This is a genomic window from Streptomyces sp. NPDC019937, assembly GCF_040631655.1.
In the GTDB taxonomy this organism is placed as follows: Bacteria; Actinomycetota; Actinomycetes; order Streptomycetales; family Streptomycetaceae; genus Streptomyces.
Genome location: NZ_JBEYAL010000006.1, coordinates 287,692 through 299,078 on the forward strand (window position 1 = coordinate 287,692; position 11,387 = coordinate 299,078).

The window sequence follows — 11,387 nt, forward strand, 5'->3', positions numbered from 1 at the left end:
CCTCCGCGTCGGCGGGTACCCGGACCGCCGCCGCCGATTCCCTGTGGATTCACGTCCGGGGCCCTCCGGATCCACGACCCGGAGTCCGTACAGCACTCGGGCCCGGGCACACTTGGAGGCATGATGACCGGCGCATCTCCGCAGAGCGACCCGACCCGCCCGAAGCGCACCCGCGCCCGCACGTTCGTACCGCTGGGTGTCGCCGCCTGGCTGGTGCTGGAGATCTGGCTGCTGACCCTGGTCGCGGAGGCGGCCGGCGGGCTCACCGTCTTCCTGCTGCTGATCGCGGGCGCGGTCGGCGGCGCGGCCGTCGTCAAGCGGGCGGGGCGGCGGGCCTGGCAGAACCTGGCCCGGACCATGCAGCCGGGCGCCGAGCCCGCCGAGCAGCCGGGGCGCACCGGCAACTCCTTCACCATGCTCGGCGGCCTGCTGCTGATGATCCCGGGGCTGGTCTCCGACGTGGCCGCGCTGCTGTGCTTGTTCCCGCCGACCGCGGCGCTGCTGCGGCGGCGTGCCGAGAGCGCGCTGTCGCGCCGTATGGGCTACACGCCGGGCTCGCTGGGCGGCCCGTTCCGGCAGGCCGGGCAGGGCCGGTGGCCGGGGCCGGGCGGCGGCTCGCGGGACGGCCAGGTCATCCAGGGCGAGGTGGTCCGCGATGACGTGAGGCGTGATGACGCGCGGCGCGATGAGGCGGGACGGCCCGAGATCGTCCGGGACGACAAGGACTGAGCGCGCACAAGGGCCGGGGCCACCGCGTTCAAGCGTGGCCCCGGCCCTTGTACTTGTACTTGTGCGTCAGTACTGCCGTGAAGGTCAGGCAGACTTACGGCTGGTGTCGCGCGGATGCACGGCGATGTTCATGGCTCCCGACCGCAGGATCGCCAGCCGCTCGGCCAGCACCTCCTCCAGTTCTTCACGGGTACGCCGCTCCATGAGCATGTCCCAGTGCGTGCGTGCGGGCTTGCCCTTCTTCTCCTCCGGACCCTCGCCGTCCACAAGGAGTGCCATGGCGCCGCACGCCTTGCACTCCCACTCCGACGGAATCTCCGCCTCTACCGAAAACGGCATCTCGAATCGATGTCCGTTCTGGCATGCGTACTCCACCGCCTGGCGCGGGGCCAGATCGATGCCGCGGTCGGTCTCGTAGCTGGTCACCACGAGTCGCGTGCCGCGAAGAGCTCGCTCACTCATGAATCGTGCCTCCCGGGCTTTCTCGCCCACAGGACAGGTGTCGCTGTCGTCGTCATCCGGTCAACGTCCGGTCGGCGGTGAAGATTCCCGTACTGGGACATGCGTCGCCCGTCGTGCCGCCCCGTTGTTCTACCCACAGGCGCCCGGTTTGTCACATCTGGCAGCAGATGTCACCCAGCGTTTCTCATGCTTTAGCGCGCAGTAACGGTCCGCCTGGTGGGCCAAGGGCGTACACTACCGCTCCACGTGCGCGAGGGCTAAATCAGGTCACGGATCGGACTCCGTGGACCGCCCTGCGCCACCGCCGATGTACCCTCCGTCGTCCCGCCGGGAGTGCCGCCGGGAGCGACATCGGCCGTCTCGCCGGTGGCCGAGGGTATCGCGAACAGGGTCAGGAAGTACTGCGAAAGCGGCCCGATGGCCAGCGCGTACAGCACGGTGCCCACCCCGACCGAACCGCCCAGCGCGAACCCCGTGGCCAGCACCGCCAGCTCGATCCCGGTCCGCACCAGCCGGACCGACCGGCCGGTGCGCTGATGCAGCCCCGTCATCAGGCCGTCCCGTGGCCCCGGCCCGAACCGCGCCGAGATGTACAGCCCGGTGGCCGCGCCGCCCAGCACGATCGAGACCACCAGCAGCGGAACGCGCAGCGCCAGTGCGTCCGGCTGCGGTACGAGCCACAGGGTGGCGTCCACCGTGACCCCGATCACCATCACGTTCGACACCGTGCCGAGCCCCGGCCGCTGCCGCAGCGGAATCCACAGCAGGAGCACCACGGCACCGACGATGACCGTCACCGTGCCGAACGACAGCGGCGTGCGCTTGACGATCCCCTGGTGGAACACGTCCCACGGGTCGAGCCCGAGCGCGGCGCGCACCTGGAGCCCCATGCCCACGCCGTACAGCACGAGCCCTCCGTAGAGCTGGACGAGGCGACGGGCGAGGCGGGAGCCCCCCGAGGGTTCCTTGGGCAACGCGTCCTCCTGGTGGTGAGTGGCCATGTCCGCCCGGGCTGGTGCCATTGGCCGGTGGCATGTCACTCTGATGCCTGAAAGCAGTCCAGTTCCATGGCCAATCCGGGAAAGGTGGACCGCATCCGATGAGTCCGTGGACCTCCGCGGTGGGGGCATCCCAACTGGCCCGCCTGCTCGGCTCCCAGCACACCCGCGACGCGACGGCCGCGAGCCCGGTCGCCGTGCTGAACGGCAACCGCCGCGTCCCCGCCTACCGCGCGCTCGCCGACGGCGTGCGGCTGCTCCTGCTGGAGGGCCGGGTCCCGGTCGCGGCCCGCCTCCCCGCCGAGCGCGAGCTCGCCGCGGCGCTCACCGTCAGCCGCACCACCGTCGCCGCCGCCTACGAGGCGCTGCGCGGCGAGGGGTTCCTGGAGTCGCGGCGCGGCGCGGGCAGCTGGACGGCCATGCCCGCCGGAAGCCCGCTGCCCACCCGCGGGCTCGACCCGCTGCCCCCCGAGGCCGCCGCCTCCGTCATCGACCTCGGCTGCGCCGCGCTCCCCGCCCCCGAGCCCTGGCTGACCCGCGCCACGCGCGGCGCCCTGGAGGAGCTGCCGCCGTACGCCCACACCCACGGCGACTACCCCGCGGGCCTGCCCGCCCTGCGCCAGGCCCTCGCCGACCGCTACACCGCCCGTGGCGTGCCCACCATGCCCGAGCAGATCATGGTCACCACCGGTGCCATGGGCGCCGTCGCCGCCACCTGCCGCCTCATGGCCCGCCCCGGTGAGCGCGTCGCCGTCGATTCGCCCAGCTACGCCAATGTGCTCCAGCTGATGCGGGAAGCGGGCGCCCGGCTGGTGCCCGTCGCGATGGCCGACCACCTCGCGGGCTGGGACATCCCCGCCTGGCGCCAAGTCCTCGCCGCCGCCGCGCCCCGCATGGCCTACGTCGTCGCCGACTTCCACAACCCCACCGGCGCGCTCGCCACCGAGGAGCAGCGCCGCAGCCTCGTCGACGCCGCCCGCGCCGCCGGAACGGTCCTGATCGCCGACGAGACCATGGCCGAGCTGCGGCTGGACGACGACGTCGAGCTGCCCCGCCCGGTCTCCGCCTTCGACCCGGCGGGCAGCACCGTCGTCACCGTCGGCTCCGCGAGCAAGACCTTCTGGGCCGGGCTGCGCATCGGCTGGGTCCGCGCCGCGCCCGACGTCATCCGCAGCCTCGTCGCCGCCCGCGCCTACGCCGACCTGGGCACCCCGGTCATCGAACAGCTCGCCGTCGCCTGGCTGTTGAACACCGGCGGCTGGGAGGAGGCCATCGAGATCCGCCGCGCCCTCGCCCGCGACAACCGGGACGCGCTCGTGGCCGCCGTACGGCGCCACCTCCCCGACTGGGAGTTCACCGTCCCGCACGGCGGCCTCACCCTCTGGGCCCGCACCGGCGGCCTGTCCGGCTCCCGCATCGCGGAAGCGGGCGCCCGGCTGGGCGTCCGTGTCCCCTCGGGCCCGCGCTTCGGCGTGGACGGGGCCTTCGAGGGCTACGTCCGGCTCCCGTTCACGGTGGCGGGCGCGGTGGCCGACAAGGCCGCCGAGCGCCTGGCGGCCGCCGCGGACCTGGTGGCGACGGGCGCCACGGCGGAGGCGGAGGCCCCCCGTACGTGGGTGGCCTGACGCCGGACCCGGCTGCACCCGACGCCGCCCCGACCCGGCGGGTTCACCCTTTCGTGGCCACCACCCGCTCGCCCCGGGGGCCGGGCTCCGGCTCCGGCAGCAGCCGCAGCACCGCCCGCCGCTGCCCCTCGCTCGTCGCGTCGTCGTACGGATCGGGCGTGGCCGGTACCTGCAGCCGGTGCACCGGGCCCGCGCCCAGCCGGGCGTACCCCCGGCCCGCCGGTACCTCCGGCACCGGGGTGGTGGGCGGCGGGGCGCCGAGCACGGCGGTGGTCTGCTCGAGTGAGGCCGGGCCGAGGATCACCCGGGCGCGGGTGTGGAGCCGTACGGCCTCGCTGAGGCCCTCCGCCGCGTCGAGCTGATCGGCCACCACGACCCGTACGTTCGCCGCCCGTCCGTGCCGCAACGGCACCTGCAGCAGCTCCTGCGGGTCGGTGCGGCCGTCCGCCGCCGCCACGTGGCTGAGCGCCGACGGCCGGTCCACCACGATCCACAGCGGGCGCTGGACGTCCTCCGGCGGCGGGTGGCCGAACTGGCGGGCGCGGTTGGCGGCGAGCAGCCGCCGCTCGGTCTCGTGCCCGGCCCACTCCAGCGTCGCCAGCACCCCGGCGAGCCCGCATTCGACGGCCAGCACCCCGGCCCGGCCGCCCAGGCACGCGTACTCGCCGGTCCCGCTGCCGTCCACCACCAGCACATCGCCGTGCGGCAGCGCCTGCAGCAGGATGGAGCGGAGCAGGGTGGTGGTGCCGCTGCCGGGGCGGCCGAGGGCCAGCAGATGCGGTTCGGTGGAGCGCGGCCCGGTGCGCCAGACGACGGGCGGCACGTCCCGGGTCGTCGCCGCGCCGCCCGTCCCGCCCGCATCGGCCTCCGCCTCCGTCTCGTCGTCGGCGCCCTCCAGCACCGGCAGGGTCCGCCGCTCGGAGGACGCGTCCGTGAAGCCGAGCACCGTCTCGCCCGGCGCGGTCACGAAGCGCTGGGCGCAGATCGCGGTGGACAGGGCGGGCAGCACCGCCAGGGTGAGCCGGTTCGCCTCCTCGTCCCAGGTGAACAGGTACTCCCGGTCGCGCCCGGACTTCGCGTACAGCAGCTGTTCGACGCGGGCCCGGGACTCGGGCTCGCCGTCCCTGAAGTACGCGGGGTACCGCAGCACCAGCCGCGTCAGCCGCCCGTCCGCGTCGACGTCGTACGACTCGAAGGGGCGCGACCACTCCCCGCCGTGGCGGTACAGCGGGTCCGGGTCCTCGGCGGCGGCGAAGTACGGCACCAGCGCCTCGTAGAGCAGGCGCAGCCGCTCCGTCCCGTCCGCGCCGGGCCCGGGGGAGGCGGGGGCGCGCACCCGTCCGGCCCAGCCCGCGGCGCCGAGCAGGCCGATGGCCGAGGCCAACGGCCCGTACGGCAGCAGGAAGACGACGAACACGCAGGCGGCCGCGACGAAGAACGCGGGCCCCCGCTGTTCGCCCGGAAGCTCCGTCCATCGGCGCCGCCCACCGGCGGCCAGCACCCGCAAGCCCCGGGAGAGGGCGAGCAGCGGATGGAGCACGTCGGCGGCGCTGTCGGCCGCGGTGCGGGCGAACTCACGGCCGCGGCGGAACGGGGCGCGCCCGGCGCCGCCGATGCGGAGCCGGGGGAGCGGTGGCAGGCCCACGTCAGATCTTGATCCCGCCCAGCAGACTGGCGAGGCTCGCGCCACCGGCCTTGATGCTCGGGGCGATGGCGGTGCTCGCGAGGTAGAAGCCGAAGAGGGCGCAGACGACGCCGTGGGATGCCTTGAGGCCGTCTTTGCGGAAGAAGATGAAAACGACGATGCCGAGCAGGACGACACCGGAAATGGACAGGATCATCTCGGTCTCCTGGCTGGTGGGGGACTCTCACCATGAGTCATTCCAGGGTCACAGCATGTATCCATCCCGGGAAAGGTGCAAATGGGGAGATTGGCGGCGCAGGCGCCACAATGGTCACGTGCCGGTGATCACATGCACAGGTCGCGTGTGCGCGGGTAGCGGCATGCACAGGCAGTGAACGCACAGCTAGCGAAGCCGGAGGCGATACGCGATGAGCGCACCGAACCCCGAGAGCGAGCCCGCTCACGACCCGGAGGTGCTGCAACTGGCGGCCAAGGTCTTCGACCTGGCCCGGCACGGTGACACGGACACGCTCGCCGCCTATGTGGATGCGGGCGTTCCGGCCAACCTCACCAATGACAAGGGCGATTCGCTGCTCATGCTAGCCGCCTACCACGGCCACGCCGCGGCCGTGTCCGCCTTGCTGGAGCGCGGCGCCGACCCCAACCGCGTCAGCGACCGGGGGCAGACCCCCATCGCCGGGGCGGCGTTCAAGGGGGAGGAGGAGGTGCTGCGGGTCCTGCTGGCCGCCGGTGCCGACCCGCGCGCGGGCTCTCCGTCGGCGGTCGACACGGCGCGCATGTTCGGACGGGACGATCTGCTGGCGCTGTTCGGGCCCGCCGGCTCGTAGCGCCGCCCCCCTGGGGTGATCCCTCCCGCCGGACCCGATTCCCCGATTCCCCGGGTCGGCGGGAGGGATTGGTCCAGACCTATTGACATGAACAGCGCGGCGCTGGAGATTGTGCGCGCACCTTCCCTCCCGGACCGGCCCCACGCGCCGATCTCCGGGATCCCCCACACAGGAAGGCAACCGCGCCATGCGAAGGACGCTGCGCACCACCCTGGTCGGTCTGCTCTCGGCGACCGCGCTCGCCGCCACCCCCTGGTTCACCGCCCCGGCCGCCGCCGGGCCGCGCACCCCCACCGCCGCCTTCACCGACGACTTCGACGGCCCGGCGGGCGGCGCGGCCGACGCCTCCCGATGGGGTTATGAGACCGGCGACAACGTCAGCAACCACGAGCGGCAGTACTACACGGACGGTACGAAGAACGCCGCGCTGGACGGCCGGGGCAACCTCGTCATCACCGCCCGCAAGGAGAACCCCGCCAACTACTCCTGCTGGTACGGCCGCTGCGAGTACACCTCCGCCCGGCTGTCCACCGCCCGCACCTTCACCACCGCCTACGGCCATGTCGAAGCCCGCATGAAACTGCCGCGCGGCCAGGGCATGTGGCCCGCCTTCTGGATGCTCGGCAACGACATCGGCAGCGCGGGCTGGCCCAACTGCGGTGAGATCGACGTCATGGAGAACGTCGGCTACGAACCCGGCACCGTCCACGGCACCATCCACGGCCCCGGCTACTCCGGCTCGGGCGGCATCGGTGCCGGGTACACCCTCCCGGGCGGGGCCAGGTTCGCCGACGCGTTCCACACCTTCGCCGTCGACTGGTCGCCCAACAAGATCACTTGGTCGGTGGACGGCAACGTCTACCAGACCCGCACCCCCGCCGACCTGGGTGGCAACCGCTGGGCCTTCGACCACCGCTTCTACCTCATCCTCAACCTCGCGGTCGGCGGCTACTGGCCCGGCGACCCGGACGGCAGCACCACCTTCCCGCAGCAACTGGTGGTCGACTACGTGAAGGTGACCGGCGGCAACTGACGCGCCGTCCTCCGGCCCGCCCGTAACCTGGCGTCCATGGAGACCGCGCCGCCCATGGACCTCTGTGACCGGATCGAGGCCGCCGACCACCGCGTACACGCCTTCGTCCCCGAGCCCGGCCGCCGGGCACGGCTGCGGCGCGAGGCGCGGGCGGCGGCCGAGCGGTGGCCCGATCCCGCCGGCCGGCCGCCGCTGTACGGGGTGCCGGTGGGCGTCAAGGACATCGTGCACGTCGACGGGCTGCCCACGCGGGCCGGTTCGGCCGTCCCCGCCGAGGCGCTGGCCGGTCCGCAGGCGTCGCTGATCGACCGGCTGCGGGCGGCGGGGGCGCTGGTGGCGGGCAAGACCGTCACCGCCGAGTTCGCCGTCACCGCGCCCGGCCCGACCCGCAATCCGCACGATCCGGGCCACACCCCCGGCGGCTCCAGCAGCGGTTCGGCGGCGGCCGTCGCCGCGGGCATGGTGCCGCTGGCCATCGGCACCCAGACGATCGGCTCGATGATCCGCCCGGCCGCGTACTGCGGGGTCGTCGGCTTCAAGCCGACCCACGGCCGCATCCCGGCCGACGGCGTCATCCCCAACGCGCCGACCTTCGACACGGTGGGCCTGTTCGCCCCGGACACGGCCGCGCTGAGCCCGGCGGCGGGCGTGCTGTGCGACGACTGGCGGCCCGAACCGGCCGGCGGGGGCCCGGGGGAGGGGCGGCGGCCGGTGCTCGCCGTGCCGACCGGCCCGTACCTCGACCGGGCGGAGGCGGAGGCGGCGGCCGCCTTCGAGGACCAGGTGCGGCGGCTGGCCGACGCCGGGTTCCCGGTCCGCCGGGTCCCCCTCCCGGCCGACTTCGACGCCCTCGTCGCCCGGCAGGAGGTGATCAACCGCTACGAGCTCGCCCGCACCCACGCCGAGTGGTTCCCGCGCTACGGCGAGCTGTACCGGGAGCAGACCGCCGCGAAGATCCGGCAGGGGCGGCGGATCGACCACGAGGAGTACGCGTCGGCGCTGCGCGACCGCGACCGGTTCCGGGACCGGCTGACGGCAGTGATGGACCAGGAGGGCATCGACCTGTGGATCACCCCGGCGGCCACCGGTCCGGCGCCGCGCGGGCTCGACAGCACCGGTGACTCGATCATGTGCCTGCCCTGGAGCGTCGCCGGAGTGCCGGTCCTCGGCCTGCCCGCCGGCCGGGCCGCCAACTCCCTTCCGCTGGGCCTGCAGTGCGTGGCCCGGGCGGGGGCGGACGAGCGGCTGCTGGCGTGGGGCCCCGGAATCGAGTTGGTCCTCGGCGGACCTTCCGCACCCGTATGATCGGTATCCAGTCCTATGGGACGGAGTTGGGGGCGCGATGTCTGCCACGTGGTGGCTCATGCAGGGAGAGGACACGGTCGGCGAGTTACGGCAGTACGGGGTCGATCAGCCGGTCTTCCTGTGCCACTTCACGCCCGGACCCGCCTGGGAGAACGCCCGGGACAAGTTCGAATCATGGTCGGCGCTGCGCGGCCCGGACCCGGACGGAAGCCGCACCGCCCAGGTCATCAGGTCCATCATGGACCTCGAACTGCGGCTGGTCCCTGCGGACGGCAGCCCCTCGATGGCGCTGTTCACGGAGTGCATCCTCCGGATCGACGGTCACACGGCCCGGCTGCGCTACTGAACCCCCGCGGCCGGGCCCAGGCACCCCCTAGCCGTCCGTCTTGCCGAGGACGAGCACCTGGATGGCCAGCACGGCGGCCCCCCGCGCCCAGTCGTTGAAGTCAGAGACCTTGGTCTCCAGATCGACCGGGTCCGCCAGCGGATGACGATGGGCGGCGATGGTCCGCTGAATGGTCTCGCCCGCCACATCGACCAGGCCGACCCCCTCCCCGGCGAGCAGGATCTTCTGCGGCATCGCGAAGTTGGCGATCTGCGCCACCAGAATGCCGAGCCCCCGCGCCGCCTCGTCGAGCACCCGGCCGGTGACCGGGTCGCCGGATGAGGCCAGGGCGAGAATGCCGGGATAGTCGATCTCGCGGCCCAGCGCGGCCTGCACCTGGTAACGGATGCTGGGGATGGACAGCAGGGCGACCGCGCTGCCGCGCTCCCCGTCCGGGGTGAGGGGGCCGTTCGGATCGATGATCCAGCGCTTGCCGAGGCCATGGCCGTCCTCCGACCCGCGGACCAGGGTGCCGCCGATGACCAGGCCGTATCCGATGCCCGCGCCGATCGTGAGCACGACGAAGCGGTCCAGCCCGCGCCCCGCGCCGAACCAGGTCTCGGCCTCGGTGAGGGCCACCACGTCGTTCTCCACCACCACCGGCAGCCCGGTGCGCCGCTCCAGGAACTCGGCGAACGGGACGTCGTCCCAGTCGAGGAAGGCGGAGTCGACGACGGTGGACCGGCCCCGGACATGGCCGCCCACGCCCACGCCGATACCGGCCAGCCGGGGGAAGTCGCGGCTGAAGTCCTGGACGAGCGCCTGGAGGAGATCGGCGACCTCCTCGGGGTCATGGGTGCCCAGCGGACGGGTCCGCTGGGCCACGACCTCGCTCTTGAGCGTGGTGACCACGCCGTAGACCGCGTCACCGGTGATCTTGAACCCGGCGAAGTAACGCGACGCGGCCACGATGTCCAGGGGCTGGGAGGGCCGCCCCTGCCCGTGGGGCCGGACCGGGCGGGACGAGGGCGGCCATGCCTCCTCGACCAGCAGCCCGGACTCGATCAGCGGTTTGGTCAGCCGGGTGAGGCTGCCCGCCGACAGATCCAGCCGTCTGGCGATCTCACCACGGGAGAGCGGTCCGTGCATCAGCACTTCGATCGCCACCGCCCGCTCGGCGGGACTCAGCGGTGCCCAACTGTCCGCCGGCGCACTCATCGAGCCGTTTTTATCCACGCCCCGGAGCCTATATATCTTTCCCGGCGAAAACAATGGCGGGGCTGTGGGCCTGTGGACAACCGGATCTCGGCGACTTATGCACAGGTCTTGACAGCTCTATTTTTTCGTCACGAAACTAAACGGCCATGGACCACGTCATGGACAAGGGAGTCTTATGGCCATCGCCTCGCCCCGTCGCGAGGGCACCCGCGGCGACGGGCTGCTCGCGGCGGCGTTCATCGCCCCCGCCCTGTTCGGATTCCTCGTCTTCCTCCTCTGGCCGACCCTGCGCGGCATCTATCTGAGCTTCACCCGCTTCAACCTGCTGACCCCGCCGGAGTGGGTGGGCCTGGACAACTACGTGCGCATGGTCAACGACCCCATCTTCTGGGACTCGTTGCGCGTCACCGTCATCTACGTGGTCATGAACATCGGGGTGCAGACGGTCGTCGCCCTGCTCATCGCCGTCCTGATGCAGCGGCTGACCCAGTCGGCCCTGGTGCGCGGCATCGTGCTCACCCCGTATCTGGTCTCGAACGTCGTCACCGGCATCGTCTTCCTGTGGATGCTCGACACCCAGCTCGGCATCGGCAACCAGATCCTCGGCGCCCTCGGCCTCGGCCACATCGCCTTCTTCGGCAGCCAGGAGTGGGCGATCCCCACCATCGCGCTCGTCAACGTCTGGCGGCACGTGGGCTACACGGCCCTGCTGCTCTTCGCCGGGCTCCAGGCGATCCCCAAGGACATGTACGAGGCGGGCCGGATCGACGGGGCGGGGGAGTGGCGGATGTTCTGGCGGATCTCCCTGCCGCTGCTGCGCCCGATCCTGGCGCTCGTGCTCATCATGACCGTCATCGGGTCGTTCCAGGTGTTCGACACGGTCGCGGTCACCACCGCCGGCGGCCCGGCCAACGCCACCAACGTGCTGCAGTACTACATCTACGGCGCCGCGTTCGGACGCTTCCAGTTCGGCTACGCCTCCGCGATGTCCGTCGCGCTGCTGATCGTCCTCAGCGTGATCACCATCGTCCAGTACCGGCTCACCAAGGCCGGCCAGACCGACCTCGGCTAGGGGTGTCGTGTGGATCATGCCGGGCTCCCGATGCCCGGCACGGCACCTCGCGGCCCCGCGCTCGTCGCACGCAGCGCCGCTGCGCTCTCCTCACGCGGGTTGCGATGCACCGCACCAGACGCCGCTCGCTGATCCGGCCTGATCCACA

Annotated in this window: 12 protein-coding genes; 7 read left to right on the forward strand and 5 right to left on the reverse strand. The window is 72.6% G+C overall.

Annotation, left to right across the window (positions count from 1 at the left end):
• The first annotated feature begins 120 nt into the window (after positions 1 to 120).
• A complete protein-coding gene (gene fxsA / locus ABZ562_RS08340) occupies positions 121 to 729 on the forward strand; it encodes an FxsA family membrane protein (RefSeq protein WP_361475519.1) in 609 nt (202 codons plus the stop codon).
• Positions 730 to 813: 84 nt separating this feature from the next.
• Here the strand turns inward: fxsA and ABZ562_RS08345 are convergent, their stop codons facing one another.
• Together ABZ562_RS08345 and ABZ562_RS08350 are read right to left on the reverse strand one after the other, a co-directional pair.
• A complete protein-coding gene (locus tag ABZ562_RS08345; protein ID WP_055556980.1) occupies positions 814 to 1,191 on the reverse strand; it encodes an RNA polymerase-binding protein RbpA in 378 nt (125 codons plus the stop codon).
• A gap of 257 nt (positions 1,192 to 1,448) precedes the next feature.
• A complete protein-coding gene (locus ABZ562_RS08350) occupies positions 1,449 to 2,192 on the reverse strand; it encodes a hypothetical protein (protein ID WP_361475521.1) in 744 nt (247 codons plus the stop codon).
• A gap of 98 nt (positions 2,193 to 2,290) precedes the next feature.
• On the opposite strand from ABZ562_RS08350, the gene ABZ562_RS08355 reads away from it, so the two are divergent.
• Entirely contained in the window at positions 2,291 to 3,814 is a 1,524-nt protein-coding gene (locus tag ABZ562_RS08355) for a PLP-dependent aminotransferase family protein (protein WP_361475523.1), read from the forward strand.
• A 43-nt stretch (positions 3,815 to 3,857) separates the two neighbouring features.
• Here ABZ562_RS08355 and ABZ562_RS08360 read toward each other — a convergent pair whose 3' ends face one another.
• Both ABZ562_RS08360 and ABZ562_RS08365 read right to left on the reverse strand, forming a co-directional pair.
• Positions 3,858 to 5,459: a hypothetical protein gene (locus ABZ562_RS08360; protein WP_361475525.1), complete on the reverse strand. Its 1,602-nt coding sequence runs from the start codon at positions 5,457 to 5,459 to the stop codon at positions 3,858 to 3,860.
• 1 nt (position 5,460) lies between these two features.
• Positions 5,461 to 5,655 carry a hypothetical protein gene (locus ABZ562_RS08365; RefSeq protein ID WP_039936790.1) on the reverse strand — a complete coding sequence of 65 codons (195 nt, stop codon included), beginning with the start codon at positions 5,653 to 5,655 and terminating at the stop codon, positions 5,461 to 5,463.
• A gap of 211 nt (positions 5,656 to 5,866) precedes the next feature.
• On the opposite strand from ABZ562_RS08365, the gene ABZ562_RS08370 reads away from it, so the two are divergent.
• The 4 genes from ABZ562_RS08370 to ABZ562_RS08385 all read left to right on the forward strand — a co-directional run bounded on the left by ABZ562_RS08370 (position 5,867) and on the right by ABZ562_RS08385 (position 8,970).
• Complete coding sequence (locus ABZ562_RS08370; protein WP_361475527.1) at positions 5,867 to 6,286, forward strand: ankyrin repeat domain-containing protein; 420 nt, start codon at positions 5,867 to 5,869, stop codon at positions 6,284 to 6,286.
• Between the two features lie 187 nt (positions 6,287 to 6,473).
• The gene (locus tag ABZ562_RS08375) at positions 6,474 to 7,319 is read left to right on the forward strand and encodes a glycoside hydrolase family 16 protein (protein ID WP_361475529.1); all 846 of its coding nucleotides are present in this window, start codon (positions 6,474 to 6,476) and stop codon (positions 7,317 to 7,319) included.
• A 36-nt stretch (positions 7,320 to 7,355) separates the two neighbouring features.
• Positions 7,356 to 8,624: an amidase gene (locus ABZ562_RS08380; RefSeq protein WP_361475531.1), complete on the forward strand. Its 1,269-nt coding sequence runs from the start codon at positions 7,356 to 7,358 to the stop codon at positions 8,622 to 8,624.
• A gap of 37 nt (positions 8,625 to 8,661) precedes the next feature.
• Entirely contained in the window at positions 8,662 to 8,970 is a 309-nt protein-coding gene (locus tag ABZ562_RS08385; protein ID WP_361475533.1) for a hypothetical protein, read from the forward strand.
• A 27-nt stretch (positions 8,971 to 8,997) separates the two neighbouring features.
• Here the strand turns inward: ABZ562_RS08385 and ABZ562_RS08390 are convergent, their stop codons facing one another.
• Positions 8,998 to 10,167 carry an ROK family transcriptional regulator gene (locus ABZ562_RS08390; protein WP_361475535.1) on the reverse strand — a complete coding sequence of 390 codons (1,170 nt, stop codon included), beginning with the start codon at positions 10,165 to 10,167 and terminating at the stop codon, positions 8,998 to 9,000.
• Positions 10,168 to 10,342: 175 nt separating this feature from the next.
• On the opposite strand from ABZ562_RS08390, the gene ABZ562_RS08395 reads away from it, so the two are divergent.
• Positions 10,343 to 11,239 carry a sugar ABC transporter permease gene (locus ABZ562_RS08395; protein ID WP_361475537.1) on the forward strand — a complete coding sequence of 299 codons (897 nt, stop codon included), beginning with the start codon at positions 10,343 to 10,345 and terminating at the stop codon, positions 11,237 to 11,239.
• Positions 11,240 to 11,387: the final 148 nt, after the last annotated feature.

What these genes read in the sequence shown, in the direction of transcription:
- fxsA (WP_361475519.1), top strand. Translation starts at nt 121, where the DNA reads ATGATGACCGGCGCATCTCCGCAGAGCGACCCGACCCGCCCGAAGCGC.
- ABZ562_RS08345 (WP_055556980.1), bottom strand. Translation starts at nt 1,191, where the DNA reads ATGAGTGAGCGAGCTCTTCGCGGCACGCGACTCGTGGTGACCAGCTAC.
- ABZ562_RS08350 (WP_361475521.1), bottom strand. Translation starts at nt 2,192, where the DNA reads ATGGCCACTCACCACCAGGAGGACGCGTTGCCCAAGGAACCCTCGGGG.
- ABZ562_RS08355 (WP_361475523.1), top strand. Translation starts at nt 2,291, where the DNA reads ATGAGTCCGTGGACCTCCGCGGTGGGGGCATCCCAACTGGCCCGCCTG.
- ABZ562_RS08365 (WP_039936790.1), bottom strand. Translation starts at nt 5,655, where the DNA reads ATGATCCTGTCCATTTCCGGTGTCGTCCTGCTCGGCATCGTCGTTTTC.
- ABZ562_RS08370 (WP_361475527.1), top strand. Translation starts at nt 5,867, where the DNA reads ATGAGCGCACCGAACCCCGAGAGCGAGCCCGCTCACGACCCGGAGGTG.
- ABZ562_RS08375 (WP_361475529.1), top strand. Translation starts at nt 6,474, where the DNA reads ATGCGAAGGACGCTGCGCACCACCCTGGTCGGTCTGCTCTCGGCGACC.
- ABZ562_RS08380 (WP_361475531.1), top strand. Translation starts at nt 7,356, where the DNA reads ATGGAGACCGCGCCGCCCATGGACCTCTGTGACCGGATCGAGGCCGCC.
- ABZ562_RS08385 (WP_361475533.1), top strand. Translation starts at nt 8,662, where the DNA reads ATGTCTGCCACGTGGTGGCTCATGCAGGGAGAGGACACGGTCGGCGAG.
- ABZ562_RS08390 (WP_361475535.1), bottom strand. Translation starts at nt 10,167, where the DNA reads ATGAGTGCGCCGGCGGACAGTTGGGCACCGCTGAGTCCCGCCGAGCGG.
- ABZ562_RS08395 (WP_361475537.1), top strand. Translation starts at nt 10,343, where the DNA reads ATGGCCATCGCCTCGCCCCGTCGCGAGGGCACCCGCGGCGACGGGCTG.